Raw genomic sequence first — 18604 nt, forward strand, 5'->3', positions numbered from 1 at the left:
CGACTCCGCGACCGGCGACGACTCGCACCTCGCGACAGCAAGATACAGATAGTCGGGGCAACTCTTGCCAGCCGTGACGACTCACACCGAACCGCTCGACTCCGTGATGGACACCGTGGGCGAGACGCCGCTGGTGCGGGTCGCGGCCTCGCCGGACGCGGTGCCCGTCTACGCGAAACTGGAGTCGTTCAACCCCGGCGCGTCGGTGAAAGACCGGATCGGGAAGTACATGCTGGAGGGGATGATCGAGGAGGGGACCCTCCCGCCCGACGGCACCGTCGTGGAACCCACCGCGGGCAACACCGGGATCGGATTGGCCGTCGCCGCCGGGCAGCTCGGCCTCGACGCCGTCTTCGTCGTCCCCGAGCGCTTCTCCGTCGAGAAACAGCAGTTGATGCGCGCCCTCGGTGCGGACGTGATCAACACCCCCACCGACGAGGGGATGGGTGGCGCCATCGACCGCGCACACGAACTCGCCGAGGAATTGGACGGCGCAGCCGTCCCCCAGCAGTTCGCGAACCCGCTGAACGCGGAGGCCCACTACGAGACGACCGCGCCGGAGATCTACGAGGCGCTCGACGGCGAGGTCGGCGCGCTCGTCGCCGGGATGGGCACCGGCGGGACGCTGATGGGGCTGGCCGAGTACGCGCTGGAACGGAACCCGGACACGCGTATCGTCGCCGTCCAACCCGAGGGGTCGACGTACGGCGACCTCTTCGGCGAGGACCCCGAGGAGGGCGAGTACAAGACGGAGGGGATCGGCACTCACGACACGGAGACGAACCGGCTGGTCGACCCCGAACTGATCGACGACCTCCTCACGGTCCCCGACGAGGACACCCACGCGGAGATGCAGCGACTCGCCGCCGAGGAGGGGCAACTCGTCGCCTCCAGCGCGGCCGCGAACTCGCTGGCGGCGCGACAGGTGGCGCGCGACGTCCGCGACGGCGAGGTGGACGCCCCACACGACAGTGTCGTCACCGTGTTCTGTGACTCCTCCGAACGGTACCTCTCGAAGGGTGTCTACCGTTCCTTCGAGGAGTGGGAGGGGTAGATTCGGCGACCCGACGAGTCGCTCCGGGGCGACGCGACGGATCGTTCGTTCGGTGCCGTTCCTACGCATCGCTCTCTCGGGAGCGACGGCTCACGACCGGTGTCGACGGCTCACGACCGGTGTCGACGGCTCACGACCGGTGTCGACGGCTCACGACCGGTGTCGGCGGCTCACGGTTCGTGTGGCACCGAGAGGATCGTCGCCTCGCCGCGCAAGACCGTCTCGCCGTCGACCGTCGCGGTCGTCTCGACCCGCAGGCGGTCGTCGCCGAGGTGCTCGACGACCTCGACGTCTGCGACGACCGTCTCGTCGGGACGGACCGGCGCCTCGAAGGAGAACTCCTGTGCGACGTAGACGATGTCACCCGGGAGCGCGGCGAGGGCGGCGCTGACGACGCCCGCGGTGAACATCCCGTGGGCGACGCGGCCGCCGAACAGCCCCTCGCTCGCGTAGTCGGCGTCGACGTGGAGCGGGTTGTCGTCCCCCGTGACGGCGGCGTACTCGTTGATCGTCTCGGTCGTGACGGTGCGCTCGGCGCGTTCCGTGTCGCCGACGGCTGCGACTGGCATACCCACGAGTCGACGACCGTCCGGCGAAAACACCCGGGTTAACATGTGAAACGGGTGGTTGAAGTCGCAGGCCACGCCACTCGGGCGTATGGAGACAGTCACACGAGCGGGCGTCGAGATCGCCTACGAGGAGCGGGGGCAGCCGGCGGCAGACGCCGAGACGGTGGTGTTCCTCGAAGGACTCGGGTACGGCCGGTGGATGTGGCACCGACAGGCCGACGTACTGGCCGACGACTACCACCTCGTGCTCCCGGACAACCGGGGGACCGGCGAGTCGGACGCACCCGAGGGCCCGTACACGATCGCGCAGATGGCCGCCGACACGGAGGCCGTGTTGGCCGACGCGGGCGTCGAGACGGCCCACGTCGTCGGCGCGAGTATGGGTGGGATGATCGCCCAGCGGTACGCCCTCGACTACGACCGGGCGGCGTCACTGGCACTGTTGTGTACCTCGCCGGGCGGCGACGACGCGGTGCCGACGCCGGACGCGACGCTGGCGCGGATGTTCGACGTGCCCGACGACGCCGACGAGCGCGAGGCGATCCGGTACAAGATGCAGCCGGCGCTGTCGGACGGGTTCGCAGACGCGAACCCCGACCTGATCGAGCGGATCGTCGACTGGCGACTCGACAGCGACGCGCCGCCGGCCGCACGGCAGGCGCAGGCCGCGGCCGTCGAGGCGTTCGACGTCAGCGGCGAACTCGACGAGTTGTCCCTGCCGGTGCTGATCGCACACGGCACCGCCGACCGCGTGCTCCCGGTCGCGAACGGGGAACTGCTCGCGGACGCACTCTCTCACGCCGAGACGGAGTGGATCGACGACGGGTCGCACCTGTTCTTCCTCGAAGAGGCGGAGCGCGTGAACGACACGCTGGAGGCGTTCCTCGATGGGGTCTGAGTTCGTCGCCGCGCCGCCGGCCGACGAGTGGGTGGGTGACTGGAGCGCACGCCGTCGTCGGCTCTCGCCGGACCGCGTCGGGCTCGTCGACGCGACGACGGAGACGGAGTACACGTACGCGGAGTTGGACGACCGCGCGAACCGCGCGGCGCGGCTCTGTCGTGCGGCGGGCGTGAAGAAGAGCGACCGTGTGGCGGCCATCTCGCGGAACCGACCGGAGCTGGTCGACCTCTTCTTCGCGACCGGGAAACTGGGCGCGGTGTTGGCGCCGCTGTCACACCGCCTCGCGCCGCCGGAGTTGGCGTCGATGCTCTCGGACGTGGACCCGGAGGTGCTCGTCGTCGAGGCGCCGTTCGCCGAGTTGGTCGCGGACGTGCTCGCACACGAGGCGTTCGACGTGGCCACGGATCTCACCGTCGTCGCGGTCGGCGACGGACCGGTCGCTACCGGCACGGCAGCAGACGAGGAGTCCGCCGTCGTCGCGGCGGCGGACACCACGTGGACGGACACACTCCCGGCGGACGACACGCCCGTCGACCGGCCGGCCGTGTCCCGCGAGGACCCACACCTCTTCTTGCACACCGGCGGCTCGACGGGGGTGCCGAAGGAGACGGTGATCCCACACCGGCAGGTGTTGTGGAACTCCTTCAACACGATCACGGCGTGGGGCCTCCGGCCGGCGGACACGACGCCGATGACGTTCCCGATGTTCCACACCGGCGGGTGGAACGTGATCACGGTGCCGCTGTTCCACCTCGGTGGCACCGTCGTGATCGCACGCGAGTTCGACGCCGGGCAGGTGTTGCGACTGATCGACGAGCGCGACGGGAGCGTCCTCGTCGCGGTGCCGGCGGTGTTGCGGACGATGGCGAGCCACGACCGCTGGGCGGAGACGGACCTCTCTTCGCTACGGGTCGCGAAGTCCGGGGGTGGCCCGTGTCGCCAGTCCGTGCTGGAGGCGTGGTGGGACCGTGGCGTCGACCTCTCGCAGGGATACGGGCTGACGGAGTGTGGGCCGAACAACTTCGCGATGCCGGACGGGTGGCCCCGCGAGAAGGCCGACTCCGTCGGCGTCCCGGCGATGCACGTCGACGCCCGCGTCGTCGACGAGGCTGGCGAGGAACTGCCGGCCGGCGAGGTCGGCGAACTGGAACTGTCGGGTCCCCACGCGGCAGACCGCTACTGGCGCAACCCGGCGGAGAGTCGCGGGACCTTCGGCCCCGCGGCGGGCGACACCTCCGACGGCGCTACCGAGCGATCCGGGTGGGTGTCGACGGGTGACCTCGCGCGAGTCGACGACGACGGCTACTACCACGTCGAGGGGCGCAAAAAGAACATGTTCGTCTCGGGTGGGGAGAACGTCTACCCGCCGGCCGTCGAGGACGCGGTCGCAGATCACCCGAAGGTCGAGGAGGTGATCGTGATCGGCGTCCCGGACGAGCAGTGGGGGACCGTGGGCCGTGCGGTCGTGGTCGGCGACGAGACGCTGGCTCTCGACGAGTTGCGTTCGTTCCTCGACGACAGACTGGCGCGGTTCAAACACCCGCGGTCGCTGCGGTTCGTCGACCAGATGCCGACCTCGGGGCCGTCGAAGATCGACCGCGGTGCCGTTCGCGACCGGTTCGGCGAAGAGTAGCGCTGCGTCGTCGTCTCGGTGGTCGCCGACGGGCGTCGGCTCTCGTGGTTCGGCGGACGTCAGTTACCGTCGGACGCGTCGTCCTCGCCGTCGGTCGCGTCGTCCTCGCCGTCGGTCGCGGCGCCCTCGTGGGTCTCCCCGTGCTCGTCGCCTTCGACTTCGCCGTCGTGGTCGTCACCGTGGGCCGCGTCGTCGTGGTCGTCGTCGACTCCCGCCGCCGACTCCTCGGCCTCGTGAACGGCGTCGTCGGCCTCGTCGAGTTCGATGGACGCGGGGCCGTCGTCCGTCTCGTCGGCGGGTTCGTCGTCGACGGCGACACCGTCGTCCTCGGTCTTCGGGACGCGGACGTGGAGCGCGCCGTGTTCGGTCAGTGTCGCGTCGGCGCCGGTTGGGTCGACGGACGCGCCCTCCGGTAACTCCGCGCTCCCGTCCAGCGACAGGCCCCGACCCGGGAACCGCATCTCGAACTCCTCGTGGAACTCGCGGAAGCGGTCGACCTTCACCTCGACGGCGCCGTCACGGAACTGCACCTGCACGTCGCTGTTCGTCGCCCCGGGGGCGTCGAACACGACGAGGTACTCGTCGTCGGACTCCAACAGGTCGTACGCGAGCGGGCGTCGCTCCTGGACTTTGCTCACGCCGCGTCCGACCCGGTCGAGCACCGTGTTGACCGCCGACTCACCCAACTGCTTCAGCCCGTCCGCGGGACTCTCGTCGCCGCTCATAGGTCGATCTCTTCGAGGGTGTCCGTCTCACCACAGTACGGGCACGAGAGGTCCTCGACGGTGTGGTCGTCGGGTACGTCGTACGTGTAGTGGTTCTCGAACATGTCCAACTCGCAGTCGTCGTCGACACACTTGATCTCCTTCGTGGCGGGCATACCACGACGTAGGCCGGGCGATCGTATAAACGGCGTGGGGGACGCTGGCACCGTGAGACACTGGCTCGGTGAGCGCGTCGCGACCGGCCGCCCTTCGCCACGTCGGTCGTGGGGGTACACCCGGGCGGCGAACTCACAGCCGCCCCGCCGAGGTCGCGTCCGCGGCCGCCGCCGCGAGTGCCGTCTCGGTGAACGGGTCGACCCGCTCGTCCCCGACGATCACCGTCGGGTCGGGCGGGGGCGACGCTCCCGTCGACGGCCGCACAGCAGTGCCGCGCGGCGACGGCTCAGCCCACCGGCGACGGGTCGGGACCTCCCGAGTGGTAGTCTCGTCCGACCGCTCGTCCGTATCTGGACACTCCCGTGTCTCCGGTAGTCGAGGACTCCGGCCCGTGCGACCCTCGGCGACCGTCGCCAGCTCACTCGGACTCCACCGCGGCGTGTTCCGGACGCGTCGCGGACTGTGCCGGCGGCCGAATGGAAACACCCTTGTGCGACACGGAGCGACTCGGAGGTATGAGCGACGACGCACCCGCGGACGGCGACGGGGGCGGTGGCGACGACGAGGAGACCGCCGTCGAACTGTCCGTCGACGAGTTCGAGGAGCGCTTCGACGACCTCGCCGCAGCCGTCGAGGACGCCGAGACGGAGGCCGACCTCGACGACGTGGAGGCCGACCTCGACGCCCTCGCGGACAAGCTCGAAGCGGCCGACCTCCCCGAGGCCGACGACGAGGACGAGGAGGACCCGGCGGCGGCGCTGGACGACCGGCTCTCGTCGGTCCGCGACGAGTTGGAGGCGGCGCGTGGGCCGTACGCCGCGGACGTGGCCGACGAGTTCGACGACGTGCGCGGGACGATCGAGGACACCCGCTGGACCGACGACGGACTCGAGAGTCTCGCCGAGGCCGTCGCCACGGCAGTCGCGGCGGTCGGCGACGCCCTCGGAGCGGAGGTCGACGCCACCACGTCGGCCGACGAGGAGAGTCTCGCCGACGCTCTGGAGACGGTCGCGACGGCCGTGACCGACGCCGGGCTGGACGCGGACGACGACGCCGAGACGATCGCAGCGCTGTTGACTGCCACGGACGAGTTGGCCGAGGCCGTCGAGGCGGCCGAGGAGTGGGACGACCTGGAGACCCGTGAGCAGTTGGAGGCACAGGGGTTCTACGACGTGCTGGGCCACTACAAGGACTTCCCGCCGGAGTGGGCTGCAGTCAAGGAGTGGGAACAGCGCGGCAACGTGGAGATGGTGCTGTTGGCACTCGACAGTCTCCAGTCGGAGTTCATGGAGAAACGGTGTCTGGAGAGTCTCACCCGGATGAACGACCAGGGCGCGTTCGACGCGATGCACCAGCGCGCGCAAAAGCGGGACCAGCCCGGAATCCGTGCGCTGGGGAAGATGGCCGCCGCCGACGCCGTCGAGACGCTGTTGGAGTACGTCGACGCGGACTCGAACCCGCAGCTCCAGGAGGTGACGTTCAAGGCGCTGGGGGAGATCGGCCACGAGGACGCCGTCCAGCCGCTCGCGAACAAGTTGGTGATGGAGAACGACCAGGTGCGGCCGTACGCGGCCCGTGCACTGGGGATGATCGGCGACACGCGCGCCGTCGAGCCGCTGCGCGACACGCTGGCCGACGACGAGGTCGACACGGTTCGCGCCGCCGCGGCGTGGGCGCTGCGCCAGATCGGGACGGAACGCGCCCTGCGTGCCGCCAGCGGGGCGACGGACGACGAGGCGTACATCGTCCAGGCGGAGGCGGACCGCGCCGCCGACGCACTCGACACCGACGAGGAACCCGCCGCGACCGCCTGACACGCGCCTCCGTTCGCACACCGTTCGCCGTCGAGTCGTTCGGGTCGCTCGGGTGTGGCCGTCCGTCGACCGTCTCCTCACAGTAATTCGCCGACGAACAGCAGCGAGAACCCGGCGGACACGAGGAGGCCGCCGGTACGACCGAGCCAGGTGTGTTCGGTCACCTCGGCCGGTGCGATGTCGACGTCCCAACTGTCGTACTCCGGGTCGTAGCGGACGTACGAGGGCTGTTGGAAGAACTCCAGTGCGACCAGTGCGCCGCCGACGGCGCCCAGCGCCGCCCCGACGAGGCGGACGGTCTCCGCGAGTGTCACCATACCCGAGCGTCCGTCGGTCGCCCGAAAAGGACACCGAACCCGACCCGTAGCCTCTTGTACCGAGCCGGGACCAGACACTCCGTGTCCCCGACAGTCGCCGACTGCCCCGTCGTCCGGCCACGCCGCCTCGTCCGCCTCGTACTCGTCGTCGTGGCGCTCGCCTGTCTCGCGGTCGTCACCACCGCGTGTGGACCGGTCGCGGCGGCCGACCACGCCCACGCCACGGACGACGCCTCGGTCGACACCGACGAGGGGGTGCGGCCGCCGAACCCTCCGCCGGTACTGACCGTCGCCTCGAACGAGAGCGACCACGCGAGGAACGCCAGCGACGCCGCCTCGAACGGGAGTCGGATCGTCGCGGTGTTCCCGAACCCGACGGCGGAGGGCGACAGCGGCGAGTACGTCGCCGTCGTCGTCGGCGCGGGGAACTGGACGGTCTCGGACGGCGAGACGACCGCGGTCGTCTCCGGACCCGGACGTGTCGTCCTCGCCGCGGCTCCCGAGGCGGTGCCGTCGGACACCCGCGGTCGTCGCGTCGCCGCCGACTTCGGACTCGCGAACGGTGGCGAGCGGGTGACCCTACGTCGCGGACGACCGGGGGCGAACGACACGGCAGTGCGGCGGGGTGCGAACGGCACTGCAGTCGTCGACCGCGTGCGGTACCGCGAGGCCCCGGCGGGTGCGCGGTGGCTCCCGGCCGACCGAACGTGGCGTCACGTCGACTACGACCCACGCCCGGCGGCAGCCGTCGGCCCGACGAACGGGACGGTGTTCGTGCTCCCGGACGCCGACGGCGTGCCAGTGGAGACACTGCGTGGTGCCGACCGGCGGCTCCTGTTTGCGGGGTACACGTTCGGCTCGGAGCGCGTCGTCGCGGTGCTCACCGCGGCACGGGAACGCGGGGTCCGCGTGCGCGTCTTGCTGGACGCAGATCCCGTCGGTGGGATCTCGGGTCGGCAGGCACGACTCCTCGACCGTCTCCGAGACGCCGACGTGCCCGTCCGACTCGTCGGTGGTGCGGCGGCGCGGTACCGCTTCCACCACCCGAAGTACGCCGTCGTGGACGACCGCGTGCTCGTGCTCACGGAGAACTGGAAGCCGGCCGGGACCGGTGGGAACGGGAGCCGCGGCTGGGGTCTCCGTCTCCGCGACCCCGGGCTCGCCGGGGAGTTGGCGGCCGTGTTCCGGCACGACTGGCGCGGGGATGACGCCCGCCCGTGGCGACGGGTACGGCGGGGCAGGACGTTCGAGCGTGCGGGTCCCGCGAGAGGGGCGTACCCACGTCGGTTCGCTCCCCTGGAGGTCACCCCCAACGAGACGGTGCTCCTGACCGCACCGGGGAACGCCGGTCGCGGCGTCGTCGCCGTCCTCGACACCGCCGACCGGCGGATCGACGTACTCCAGCCGACAGTCGAGCGCGGCCGCCTGTTACGGGCGACGAAACGCGCCGCCGAGCGAGGGGTTCGCGTCCGTATTCTCGTCTCCGGGGCGTGGTACGTCCGAGAGGACAACCGCGCGCTCGTAGACCGACTGACGGAGTGGGCGGGGCGGACCGGCGCGTCACTCGTCGCCCGCGTCGCGGAGCCCGGCGACGCCTTCGGGAAGATCCACGCGAAGGGTGTGGTCGCAGACGACACCGTCGTCGTCGGCTCGCTCAACTGGAACCCGACGAGCGTCGGCGAGAACCGCGAGGTGGCCGTGGCGGTCCGCGGTGGCGGCGTGGCCGACTACTTCCGGCGCGTCTTCGCCGCCGACTGGCGTGGGCCGCGTCGCGGGCTCTTCGACGTGCTCGGGGGGGAGGGAGAGACCGGCGTTCCACCGCTGTTCGCCGTGGCCGCCGTCGGCCTCGTCGCGGCGACCGCACTGGGGGTGGCTCGACGCCTCCGGTTCGCAGCAGAGTGAGCGGGCGACGAGCGGCGGCGACCGAGCGCCGAACTCAGTCCTCGACGGCGGCCGCCGAGAGGTCCTCGTCGAGGGCGGCATCGCCCATCTTCTCGACGAGCGCGTCGATCACCTGCTCGCGGCGGCCCTTCACGAACTTGATCGAGCCGACGACGAGGTGCCCGCCGCCGGAGACGCCGGCCCCTGGCAGTTCCTCGTTGAGTTCCGAAACCATCTGCGGGATGTCCAACCGGACGCCGTCCGACCGCAACACGGCGAAGTCCGGGCCGTACCCCACCGTGATCACCGGCTCCTGGTGTTCGCGGACCAACTCGTCGTGGAGTTCGCCCGTCGTCTTCCCCGGCGCCGGGTAGGTGAACCGGTGGGCGAACCGCTCCAGGTCGACGCGGTGGAACCGCACCCCCGAGTCCAGCCGCTCGGACTCCACGTGTGGCCGGACGGCGTCCAACTGCTCGGCTACGTCGCGTTCGGCCCGCGTCGAGAGGAACTCGACGAGTTCCTCGTGGCGCGCCTCGTCGTCACAGCCGACGTTCAGGGCGTCGCTGACGACGACCTCGCCGTCCTTGTAGCGCAGCCAGTGGGCGGCGTAGTCCAGCGCCTCGCCGACGGCGGTCAAGTCCTCGCGGTCGTACCCCTCCTCGGCGGCCAGATCGAGGTAGTCGTCCATCGCCGCGGCGTCCGACCGGTCCGACAGCCCGGCGACCGCCGGGACGTGTCGCAGGTCGTCGGTGATCCCCGGGTGGATCAGCCGCGCGAGTTCGACACACATCATCCCCGTCGTGACGGCGTAGTCGAGCCCGTGGAGGTACGGGTTGACGTGCGCGTCCAGCAGCGGGTCGACCGCCTCGGGGTCCGGGTGGTGGTGGTCGACGACGGCGATGGGTACGTCGTAGTGCGCGAGGTTCTTGTACGCGGGCACGTCCTCCTCCGTCGACCCGTTGTCCAGCATCAACAGGAACGGGAGCTTCTGCCCGTGGCGCGCCTGGCCCTCCAGCGCGAAGTTGAGGTCGCGCGTCACGTCCTCCATCTCGTAGAACGGCGCCTTGCTCGGGAGGCGCTTGAGCCGGTGGCGCGCGGCGTCCTCTGTCCCGTGCACCTCCGCGAGGAACGCCTCCAGCGCCTGCTGGACCGGGATCGCCGCACACATCCCGTCACCGTCTGCGTGGTGACGGATCCGGATCGGTCGCCCCTCCAGTACCGTCTCGCGGAGCAGACGTGCGACCTCCACGAGTTCGTCGTGGAGTTCCTCGAACGCCTCCCACTCGACGAGCGGCGACACGTCGGCCGGCTCCGCGCGCTCGGCACGCTCCGCGGCGATCTCCGAGCGTGCGTCAGCGGCGGCCTCGCCGTCGAGGATGGTCAGATCGTCGATCTCGATCTGGACGGTGTCGCCGTGTGACTCCGCCTCGCCGCGGATCCGCACCACGTCGTCGACCGCCACGTCGGGGTACGCACGCACCCCGGCGCCGGCGAAGGCTGCACAGGCGGCGATACCGGTCTCGTCGGCGACGTGTAGCAGGGTCGGCCCGCCGGTCTGTTTGATCTGGACCACCTCGCCGCGGATCGTGACCGTCTCGCCGACCCGCAGGTCCGTCGTCGGCGTCAACTCGGGATCGTGTTCGACCGCCTCCGTGCGGTAGTCCGTCGGGTCGACGAGGTCGAACGCCACGTCGCCGTTCTCCTTCAGTTCGGTCAACTCGACGATCAGTCGGTCGCCGACGGCGAACCGCTCGCCGTCCATGTTCGACTCGTGGACCAGTCCGGACACGTCGTCCGACACGTCGACGAAGACGCCGTAGTCGACCACACCGTTCACGGTCGCGTGGTAGCGGTCGCCGACCGACACGTCCGAGAGCGTACAGTTCGGAGCGAGATCGTAGACGACGGGACGCGAATCGTCCCCGCCGGAATCCCCGGCAACGTCGTTGCTCATACCGGTGGCTACGGCGATGGGCCGTGTTAAGTCTTCGAAGTCGTCGCGCGGTAGTGTTCAGATAAGGGTGAGTAGTCGGACGAGACTACCACTCAGGAAGCCCCGATCCGCTCGCGGTCGCTCGGCGATATATCGCGCCTCTCGGCACCGTTCGGCGCGATAGGGGTCGCCGAGACGACTGAATTGAACGCGAGCGGATCGCCCCTTCCAATCCCGGCCGAATCCACCCCGCACAGCGCCTCACCCTCCCCAGCCTCGTCGCTCGCTCCGCTCGCTCCTCCCTCGCGCGTTTCTCGCGCGCCACCCGCAACCATCGGCTTATCTGAACACCACCCGTCGCGCTCGCGTCGTGAATCGCCGCGGATAGAACGGGAACATAGAACCCGCGTCGCGAGGGGACTGAGCGCCCACGTCGCGACGAGCCGCCTCCAGATAGAACGAGAGCGCTACTGGAACCCGACCGGACCGCCGGCGTCGCGCCGGAGCTGCTGTTGGCTCCCGGAACGGAACTCGTCTTCGACGTTCTCGTAGTACTCCTCGATCTCCTCGGTCACCGTCGGGCGGACACCGTCGAGTGCGCGCTCGAAGTGTCGCATCTCGACGTGTTCGGCGTCGTCGGCGTCACGCAGCGCCTCGATGGCGGCCTCCCGCGAGATGGACTCCAGATCCGAGCCGACGTAGCCGTCGGTCAACTCCGCGATCTCGCGGAGACTCACGTCCGGTGCCAGCGGCGTGTCCCGCGTGTGGATCTTCATGATCTGCTCGCGACCCTCGGCGTCCGGTTGACCGACCATCACGAGTCGGTCGAACCGCCCCGACCGGATCAAGGCCGGGTCGATCATGTCCGGCCGGTTCGTCGCGCCGATCACCATCACGTTCTCCATCTCCTCGAGGCCGTCCAACTCCGTCAACAGCTGGTTGACGACCCGCTCGGAGACGTTGTTCCCCATCTCCTGGCCGCGGGAGGGTGCCAACGAGTCGAGCTCGTCGAAGAAGATCACCGTCGGCGCGACCTGTCGCGCCTTCCGGAACGTCTGGCGGATCGCCTTCTCCGACTCGCCGACCCACTTCGAGAGCAACTGCGGGCCGCGGACGCTGATGAAGTTCGCGTTCGTCTCGTTGGCGACCGCCTTCGCCATCAGCGTCTTCCCGGTGCCGGGTGGCCCGTACAACAACACACCCTTCGGCGCCTCCACGCCCATCCGCTCGAACTTCTCGGGCGAGGACAGCGGCCACTCGACGGCCTCCTCGATCTGCTGTTGGGCGTCCGAGAGCCCACCAACGTCGTCCCAGTTGACCTTCGGGAGTTCGACCAACACCTCCCGCATCGCGGAGGGTTCCACCTCCGAGAGCGCCCCCGAGAAGTCGTCCCGCTTGATGATCATCCGGTCGATCAGACTCGGCGGGATGTCCTCCTCGTCCAAGTCGATCTCGGGGAGGTACCGACGCAGCGCCTTCATCGCCGACTCCTTCGTCAGACTCTCGATGTCGGCCCCGACGAACCCGTGGGTCTCGTCCGCGAGCCGACCCAGATCCACGTCGTCCGACAGCGGCATCCCGCGGGTGTGGATCTGGAGGATCTCTTTGCGACCCGCCTCGTCCGGGACGCCGATCTCGATCTCGCGGTCGAACCGTCCAGGTCGACGCAAGGCCGGGTCGACGGAGTCGACGCGGTTCGTCGCCGCGATGACGACGACCTGTCCGCGCGACTCCAGCCCGTCCATCATCGTCAGCAGTTGCGCGACGACACGGCGCTCCACCTCGCCGGTCACGTCCTCGCGTTTCGGCGCGATGGAGTCCAGCTCGTCGATGAAGATGATCGACGGCGACTCGTCTTGGGCGTCCTCGAACACCTCCCGGAGCTGTTGTTCGGACTCCCCGTAGTACTTCGAGATGATCTCGGGGCCGGCGATGGAGAAGAACGACGCCGAGGTCTCGTTGGCGACCGCCTTCGCGAGCAGGGTCTTCCCGGTGCCCGGCGGGCCGTGCAGCAAGACACCGCTGGGCGGCTCGATCCCCAGCTTCTTGAAGATCTGGGGGTGTTTCATCGGCAGTTCCACCATCTCGCGGACCCGCTGGATCTCGCTCTGCAGCCCGCCGATGTCCTCGTAGGTGATCCCGCCGCCGGTCTTCTCGAACCCGGAGATCGGCTCCTCGCGGAGCTCCACGTCCGTGTCCTCGGTGACGAGACAGACGCCGTCCGGCTCCGTCTCGACGGCGATCAGCGGGATCGCCTGGCCCGGGGACCGCATGAACGGGTGGTTCGTCGAGGACATCACCGGGACGATGTCGCGTTCGACGACCGGGCGCTTGAGGATCTGCCGTTTCACCATCCCGGCGGCGTCCGAGCCGAACTGGACGCTGGCCTCCTCGGGCGGAGCCAGCGTCAGTGTCTCCGCCTTCTCGGCTTCCGCCTTCCGGATGGTGACACGCTCGCCGATCCCCACGTCGGCGTTCTGGCGCGTGAACCCGTCGATCCGGACGGTGTCCGTGTTCCAGTCCTGTCGGTCGGCCCGCCACACCTTCGCGGCCGTCGTCTCCGCGCCCTCGATCTCGATGATGTCGCCGGGCGAGAGCTTCAGGTGCAACAGCGTGTCGGGGTCGAGTCGTGCGATACCGCGCCCCGAGTCGTTCGGGTACGCCTTCGCCACTTCGAGTTGAACTTCGTTCATCGTTGTCCGTGTAGTCGTGGGTCGGGGTCGGCCTCGCCGCCTCTTGAAGTCTGTGGCGAGGCACCCGACTGGTCGCCGGCTGTGCGCTCGTCTCACTGTCGGGGTGCCAACGGGAAAACACCCCGGGTCGGGGAGGTGACGGCGAACTAACAGGTTCGACTCGCGTGGTCACCGCTGCGGCCGGTGGCTACACCACGCTGGTGGACGTAGCGTCGGGTGGTGATCACTCGATGCGACTCAGAGCCGTCGGACTGGCACTGCTCGCCGGCGTCGCGGGATTCCTCCTCGCGGGTGTCGCCGTGACGGCCGCGGCCGCCTCCTACACGGAGTTCTCCGTGTTCCTCGGAATCCCCGCGGGACTCGTCGCGGGTGTCGTGGCGACGCTCGCGGTGTTGCTCGGCGTGGGTGATCCGGCGCCGGGGCGGCGACGCGCCGCGCGAGCGATCGCGGCGTTCGGACTCGTCTTCGTCGTCGGGCTCGTGGTCGGGATCGGCGCGATCGGGACGCCGGTGGTCGTCTCAACCGGCGGTGCCGCCGTCGTCGGACTCGTCGCCGCACTCGTCGTCTGGCTCCGTGGCCTGCGCGGACCGTCCCGGGAGGCGGAACCCGAGCGGTGAGAGGGGGCTCCGTCTCCGTCCGAGACTGACGACGAACCGCAGTTCGCAGACTCGGGTCGCGAGGACACACCGCAGTTCGCAGACTCGGGTCACGAGGACACACCGCAGTTGACGGACTCGGGTCGCGAGGACACACCGCAGTCCGAGTGTTCACGTCGCGACGACCGCTTCGTCGGCCTCCTCCCACTCGTCGAGGCCTGCGGGGTCGAGGTGGACGTGCACGTCGGACACGTCCGTCTCCGCGAGGACGCGCTCGCGCAGGTCGGTCTCCAAGTCGTGGGCGGCGGCGAGACTCATGTCGCCGTCCACCTCCGCGTGGAACTCCACCTCGATCGTGTCGCCGCGGTAGAAGGCGGTGAAGTCGTGGACGCCGTACACACCCTCGTGGTCTCTGACGACACCGCGGAGGCGATCGCGTGTCGCCTCGTCGGGAGCGGCGTCCAGCAGGTACGTCAGGTTCTCGCGAGCCACCTCGACCCCCTGGTGGACGACGAGCAGACTCACGACCCCACCCGCGAGAGGATCGAGGATCGGCACACCGGCGGCCATCCCGAGGACGCCGATCATCGCCGCGCCGGTCGTCCACACGTCGTTGCGGCTGTCGGCCGCCAGCGCCGCCAACCCCGTGGAGTTCACCTCGCGGTTCACCCGGACGGTGTACCAGTAACAGGCGCCACGGTCCACCAGCGCGAAGACGAGCCCCGCGAGCAGTATCACACTGTAGCGCGCCTCCGGACCCGCGAGCAGGGTCGTCGCGGCGTCGCGGAACAACAACACGCCGAGGAGGATCAACACCGCGCCGACGAACAACGCCGTCAGCGGCTCGAACCGCTCGTGGCCGTGCGGGTGGTCCTCGTCCGCGCCCGCGAACGAGGCGCGGCCCCACACGAGGACGACCCCCGAGGCGAGGAGGTCCGCGACGGAGTGGACCGCGTCGGCGGTGAGCGCGACGCTCCCGAACACGATCCCCAGCGCTCCCTCGACGACGATCTTCAACAGACTCGACACGACGTTGACCCACGAGGCCGTGAGGAACGCCGACCGCCGGTCGCTCATCGCGCTCCAATCGGCGGTACGGGGTGAAAAACCCACCTCTCGAACGTCCCCTGCCCGTCGCTGCCGGCGGCGCGTCTCGACCCACACTCGCCCGATCCACACTCTCCCCGGCACACACTCGCCCGATCCACACCCACGCCGACCCATGCTCGTTCCGACTCACACTCGCGTCGAGACCGAAACGCACTCGTCGGTCGCCGGGCCACGACCGGTCGTGAACCTCCGCGAGTTCGTCGGCACGTACCCGTTGCCGGTCGTCCTGACACTCGGTGCCGTCGCCGCACTCGGGTGGACGGTGCTGGAGGCGACGACGCCGGGGTCGACCGCGACGACGCTGCGTGCGGCCGCGCTGACGACGGTGTTGGTGATCTTCGCCGCCGGCTTCTGGGTGGAGCCGGCGGGTGAGTGGTACGCGGACAGAGAGTGACCCGCGAGCGAGTGGTACGCGGACAGAGAGTGAGCGTTTTTGCCCGGTCGGTGCGACCGTCGAGACGTGACAGTCAGACACGACGGCCTCACGGTGGAGTGGCTTGGGTACGCGACGGTGCGGATCGAGACGCGCGACGGTTACGTCGTCTACCTCGATCCGGGGCGCTACGGCGTCCTCGACGGGGAGTACCCGAAAGACGGCGACCTCGTCTGTGTGACCCACGACCACCACTACGACTCCGACGGGATCGAGCGCGTCGCCGCCCAGGACGCAACCGTCGTGGTGTACGAGGGTGTAGACGCAACCGGGATCGACCGCGACGTGGTGCCCGTCGAGGAGATCGACCGCCACGCGGTCCGGATCGGCGAAGAGGAGCACCTCGTCCCCCCGAACGCGGACGCGGCGACGAGCGGCGCCACGCCACCGGTCGACGTGTGGAGCGTCCCGACGCACAACGAGCCCGACGGGCCGCACACCGACGCAGACGGGGAGCCGTACCACCCGGAGGGGTTCGGCGTCGGCTACCGGCTCTCGATCGACGGGGTGTCGGTGTTCTGGCCGGGTGACGGCGACGCCCTCGACGGGTTCGCGGAGTTGGACGTGTCGCTGTTCCTCGCCAACATCGGCGGCAACGTCGTCAGCGACCGCCACGAGTCCGCCGATCTGGCCGAGGCGATGGACCCGGATCTCGTCTTGCCGGTCCACTACGACACCTTCGACCTGCTCGCGGCCGACGGCGAGGCGTTCGCCGCCGACGTGGCGAGTCGCTCCGTCCCGGTCGTCCTCGACGAGCGCGGTGCACACGAGTAGCGTCCGCTCGGGTGGTACTCTCGGGCGGGACACCGGTGACGGCTCTCGCGTCTCGGACGGGACACTGGTGACGGCTCTCGCGTCTCGGGCGACATCGGCGGCGACTCTCGCGTGGTGAACCGGCGCGCAAGCTACTTGTCGGGCGGCCGTCTCGATTCGAACCGATGTCGGAGTCCCCGCGGTACTGTGCGACGTGTGGTGACCGCCTCTCGCCGGGGGACAACTACTGTTCCAGTTGTGGCGAAGCCGTACGCGGCGCTACCGACTCGTCGACTGGGCGAGGTGGTGACAGGGAGATCGCGCGCGGCGGTGCCGGCGCGGGTGGGCAGAGAGACAGCGGCGGTCGAGTCGGCGACGAGCCGGCGGGTGACCGGAACTGGAGCGACACACGGACCCACGCCGACACGGGGGCCGGTCGGTCGTCGACGGACGACGACCGGGCGTGGCTCCGCCAGCGTGTCGCGGACCTCCGGGCGGACGGGTGGGAGGTGACCCGTGACGACGGCGACCGCGTCCGACTGGTCGACCGCGGGATCGGCTCGTTGCCCGTCCACCTCCTGTTGTTCTTCCTCACGAGCCCGGTCGGGAACCTCCTGTACGGGTGGTACAGTTGGAGCTACGGCGCTCCCGAGCGAGAGGTGACCGCCGCCGGCGGCGACCGACTCGTCGACGACGGCGACCTCGTCGGTCGCCTCGCCCCCCTGTTGACCGGGCTGATCGTCGGGTTCAACGGTCTCGTCTTCGTCGGATTCCTGCTGGCGGGGGTGCCGTCGGTCGCGTTCGGTGTCGCGCTGTTCACGCTGCTGCTCACGGTCGCCGCGGCGTTCTACACCACCGACCTCGACACCACCTCGCCGGGGACGGTCGGCCGCGAGCGGAGCGTCGAGACGGAGCACGTCCGGACGCCACCGGAGTCGTGTGCCGCCTGCGGCCACCGCGTGCTCGAGGGAGAACGCCGTCGGTTCTCCGATCGGCTCTACCTCGCCGGACTCCCGGCGAAGACGTACGAGACCGGCACGAACACGTACTGTGCCGACTGCGTGGCGGAGAGCCGAGACCCAGACGGCGCCGACGAGTTGGAGGCGGAACTGGATCGACTCCGCTCGGAGACGACCGGAGACGCAACGCCCGGCGCGCACCACGAGACGGGTGCCGACGGCGAGCACCACACCGCCACGGGTGGCGAGGAGGAGCACCACTACGACGCGGCCGACAGCGAACGACACCACCACGAGCCGGGAGGTAGTGCCACCCGACACCGAGAGACGAGCGACGACGGAGAGCGCCCAGTAGAGCAGAACTGACGGCCGAGGGGTCCGCCGCAGTCACTCCCCGTGCCGCGAGCAGTCGCCGAGGTTATCACCGCCACACGGCTACGTTCGGCCGAGATGCCATTCGACACGCGTCCGGACCGTGCGAACGAGGTCGTGTTGGTCGGGCGCTCGAACGTCGGGAAGTCGACGCTGATGCGCGAGTTGACCGGCCACGACGTTGCGACCGGCCAGAAGCCCGGTGTGACGCTGGAGCCGAACCACTACGACTGGACCGGCCCAGAGTTCGTCTTCACCGACCTCCCCGGCTTCGGGTTCATGAGCGGCGTCGACGAGGCCACCCGCGAGCGGATCAAGACCGACGTGGTACGGTACGTCGAGGACCACGCCGACCAGATCCTCGCGGGGGTGCTCGTCGTCGACGGGAAGGCCGCCGTCGACATTATCGACCGCCACTCCGGGCCCGACGAGGTACCACACGACGTGGAACTGTTCCACTTCCTCCGCGACGTGGACGTACCGGCGGTCGTCACCGTCAACAAGATGGACAAGGTCGACGACCGCGACGAGCGACTGAACGAGCTCTGCGAGCGACTCGGACTGTACCCGCCGTGGCAGCAGTGGGACGACACGATCGTGCCGATCTCCGCCAAGCGCGGCTCGATCGAGCCGTTGCTGGAGGCGCTACGTGGGCACGCCAGAGACGCGAAGGAGGACGAACTGTTGCAGTTCTTCTGACCCCGG

General features: G+C 69.8%; 17 protein-coding genes and 1 pseudogene. 10 read left to right on the forward strand and 8 right to left on the reverse strand.

Annotation, left to right across the window (positions count from 1 at the left end):
- Positions 1 to 73 precede the first annotated feature (73 nt).
- Entirely contained in the window at positions 74 to 1054 is a 981-nt protein-coding gene (locus tag RYH80_RS01180; protein WP_370902030.1) for a PLP-dependent cysteine synthase family protein, read from the forward strand.
- Between the two features lie 170 nt (positions 1055 to 1224).
- Here the strand turns inward: RYH80_RS01180 and RYH80_RS01185 are convergent, their stop codons facing one another.
- Entirely contained in the window at positions 1225 to 1623 is a 399-nt protein-coding gene (locus tag RYH80_RS01185) for a MaoC family dehydratase (RefSeq protein ID WP_370902031.1), read from the reverse strand.
- Positions 1624 to 1711: 88 nt separating this feature from the next.
- On the opposite strand from RYH80_RS01185, the gene RYH80_RS01190 reads away from it, so the two are divergent.
- Both RYH80_RS01190 and RYH80_RS01195 read left to right on the forward strand, forming a co-directional pair.
- Entirely contained in the window at positions 1712 to 2521 is an 810-nt protein-coding gene (locus tag RYH80_RS01190) for an alpha/beta fold hydrolase (RefSeq protein ID WP_370902032.1), read from the forward strand.
- Positions 2511 to 4157 (forward strand): AMP-binding protein, encoded by a 1647-nt coding sequence (locus RYH80_RS01195; protein WP_370902033.1) that lies wholly within the window; start codon positions 2511 to 2513, stop codon positions 4155 to 4157. Before RYH80_RS01190 ends, RYH80_RS01195 begins: the two co-directional genes overlap by 11 nt.
- 245 nt (positions 4158 to 4402) lie before the next feature.
- On the opposite strand, the pseudogene RYH80_RS01200 reads toward RYH80_RS01195, so the two are convergent.
- The 3 genes and pseudogenes from RYH80_RS01200 to RYH80_RS01210 all read right to left on the reverse strand — a co-directional run.
- A pseudogene (locus RYH80_RS01200) lies at positions 4403 to 4882 on the reverse strand (Hsp20/alpha crystallin family protein); the annotation flags it as partial.
- On the reverse strand, positions 4879 to 5037 hold the full coding sequence (locus RYH80_RS01205; protein WP_370902034.1) for a DUF7559 family protein: 159 nt from the start codon (positions 5035 to 5037) through the stop codon (positions 4879 to 4881). The gene RYH80_RS01205 and the pseudogene RYH80_RS01200, both read right to left, overlap by 4 nt.
- Positions 5038 to 5170: 133 nt before the next feature.
- On the reverse strand, positions 5171 to 5302 hold the full coding sequence (locus RYH80_RS01210) for a hypothetical protein (protein ID WP_370902035.1): 132 nt from the start codon (positions 5300 to 5302) through the stop codon (positions 5171 to 5173).
- 251 nt (positions 5303 to 5553) lie between these two features.
- On the opposite strand from RYH80_RS01210, the gene RYH80_RS01215 reads away from it, so the two are divergent.
- Entirely contained in the window at positions 5554 to 6852 is a 1299-nt protein-coding gene (locus RYH80_RS01215) for a HEAT repeat domain-containing protein (protein ID WP_370902036.1), read from the forward strand.
- Between the two features lie 77 nt (positions 6853 to 6929).
- On the opposite strand, the gene RYH80_RS01220 is transcribed toward RYH80_RS01215, so the two are convergent.
- On the reverse strand, positions 6930 to 7169 hold the full coding sequence (locus tag RYH80_RS01220) for a hypothetical protein (RefSeq protein WP_370902037.1): 240 nt from the start codon (positions 7167 to 7169) through the stop codon (positions 6930 to 6932).
- Positions 7170 to 7250: 81 nt separating this feature from the next.
- Between RYH80_RS01220 and RYH80_RS01225 the strand changes: the two genes are divergently transcribed.
- Positions 7251 to 9071: a phospholipase D-like domain-containing protein gene (locus RYH80_RS01225; protein WP_370902038.1), complete on the forward strand. Its 1821-nt coding sequence runs from the start codon at positions 7251 to 7253 to the stop codon at positions 9069 to 9071.
- Between the two features lie 34 nt (positions 9072 to 9105).
- Here the strand turns inward: RYH80_RS01225 and han are convergent, their stop codons facing one another.
- The gene (gene han, locus RYH80_RS01230) at positions 9106 to 11004 is read right to left on the reverse strand and encodes a Hef-associated nuclease (protein ID WP_370902039.1); all 1899 of its coding nucleotides are present in this window, start codon (positions 11002 to 11004) and stop codon (positions 9106 to 9108) included.
- A 446-nt stretch (positions 11005 to 11450) separates the two neighbouring features.
- Positions 11451 to 13676 (reverse strand): CDC48 family AAA ATPase, encoded by a 2226-nt coding sequence (locus RYH80_RS01235; RefSeq protein ID WP_370902041.1) that lies wholly within the window; start codon positions 13674 to 13676, stop codon positions 11451 to 11453.
- A gap of 230 nt (positions 13677 to 13906) precedes the next feature.
- Here RYH80_RS01235 and RYH80_RS01240 point away from each other — a divergent pair, with 230 nt between their 5' ends.
- Positions 13907 to 14293 carry a DUF8147 domain-containing protein gene (locus tag RYH80_RS01240; RefSeq protein ID WP_370902042.1) on the forward strand — a complete coding sequence of 129 codons (387 nt, stop codon included), beginning with the start codon at positions 13907 to 13909 and terminating at the stop codon, positions 14291 to 14293.
- Between the two features lie 150 nt (positions 14294 to 14443).
- On the opposite strand, the gene RYH80_RS01245 is transcribed toward RYH80_RS01240, so the two are convergent.
- The gene (locus RYH80_RS01245) at positions 14444 to 15349 is read right to left on the reverse strand and encodes a cation diffusion facilitator family transporter (protein ID WP_370902043.1); all 906 of its coding nucleotides are present in this window, start codon (positions 15347 to 15349) and stop codon (positions 14444 to 14446) included.
- Between the two features lie 214 nt (positions 15350 to 15563).
- Between RYH80_RS01245 and RYH80_RS01250 the strand changes: the two genes are divergently transcribed.
- From RYH80_RS01250 to engB, 4 genes are all read left to right on the forward strand, one after another.
- On the forward strand, positions 15564 to 15776 hold the full coding sequence (locus RYH80_RS01250; protein WP_370902044.1) for a hypothetical protein: 213 nt from the start codon (positions 15564 to 15566) through the stop codon (positions 15774 to 15776).
- Between the two features lie 66 nt (positions 15777 to 15842).
- A complete protein-coding gene (locus RYH80_RS01255) occupies positions 15843 to 16589 on the forward strand; it encodes an MBL fold metallo-hydrolase (RefSeq protein WP_370902045.1) in 747 nt (248 codons plus the stop codon).
- A 164-nt stretch (positions 16590 to 16753) separates the two neighbouring features.
- Complete coding sequence (locus RYH80_RS01260; RefSeq protein ID WP_370902046.1) at positions 16754 to 17893, forward strand: DUF8108 domain-containing protein; 1140 nt, start codon at positions 16754 to 16756, stop codon at positions 17891 to 17893.
- An 84-nt stretch (positions 17894 to 17977) separates the two neighbouring features.
- Positions 17978 to 18598, forward strand: coding sequence for a GTP-binding protein EngB (gene engB, locus RYH80_RS01265; protein ID WP_370902047.1), 621 nt, complete (start codon positions 17978 to 17980; stop codon positions 18596 to 18598).
- The last annotated feature ends 6 nt before the right edge of the window (positions 18599 to 18604 follow it).

The organism is Halobaculum sp. MBLA0147 (assembly GCF_041361345.1).
In the GTDB taxonomy this organism is placed as follows: Archaea; Halobacteriota; Halobacteria; order Halobacteriales; family Haloferacaceae; genus JAHENP01.

What these genes read in the sequence shown, in the direction of transcription:
- RYH80_RS01185 (WP_370902031.1), bottom strand. Translation starts at nt 1,623, where the DNA reads ATGCCAGTCGCAGCCGTCGGCGACACGGAACGCGCCGAGCGCACCGTC.
- RYH80_RS01190 (WP_370902032.1), top strand. Translation starts at nt 1,712, where the DNA reads ATGGAGACAGTCACACGAGCGGGCGTCGAGATCGCCTACGAGGAGCGG.
- RYH80_RS01195 (WP_370902033.1), top strand. Translation starts at nt 2,511, where the DNA reads ATGGGGTCTGAGTTCGTCGCCGCGCCGCCGGCCGACGAGTGGGTGGGT.
- RYH80_RS01205 (WP_370902034.1), bottom strand. Translation starts at nt 5,037, where the DNA reads ATGCCCGCCACGAAGGAGATCAAGTGTGTCGACGACGACTGCGAGTTG.
- RYH80_RS01215 (WP_370902036.1), top strand. Translation starts at nt 5,554, where the DNA reads ATGAGCGACGACGCACCCGCGGACGGCGACGGGGGCGGTGGCGACGAC.
- RYH80_RS01220 (WP_370902037.1), bottom strand. Translation starts at nt 7,169, where the DNA reads ATGGTGACACTCGCGGAGACCGTCCGCCTCGTCGGGGCGGCGCTGGGC.
- han (WP_370902039.1), bottom strand. Translation starts at nt 11,004, where the DNA reads ATGAGCAACGACGTTGCCGGGGATTCCGGCGGGGACGATTCGCGTCCC.
- RYH80_RS01235 (WP_370902041.1), bottom strand. Translation starts at nt 13,676, where the DNA reads ATGAACGAAGTTCAACTCGAAGTGGCGAAGGCGTACCCGAACGACTCG.
- RYH80_RS01240 (WP_370902042.1), top strand. Translation starts at nt 13,907, where the DNA reads ATGCGACTCAGAGCCGTCGGACTGGCACTGCTCGCCGGCGTCGCGGGA.
- RYH80_RS01245 (WP_370902043.1), bottom strand. Translation starts at nt 15,349, where the DNA reads ATGAGCGACCGGCGGTCGGCGTTCCTCACGGCCTCGTGGGTCAACGTC.
- RYH80_RS01260 (WP_370902046.1), top strand. Translation starts at nt 16,754, where the DNA reads ATGTCGGAGTCCCCGCGGTACTGTGCGACGTGTGGTGACCGCCTCTCG.
- engB (WP_370902047.1), top strand. Translation starts at nt 17,978, where the DNA reads ATGCCATTCGACACGCGTCCGGACCGTGCGAACGAGGTCGTGTTGGTC.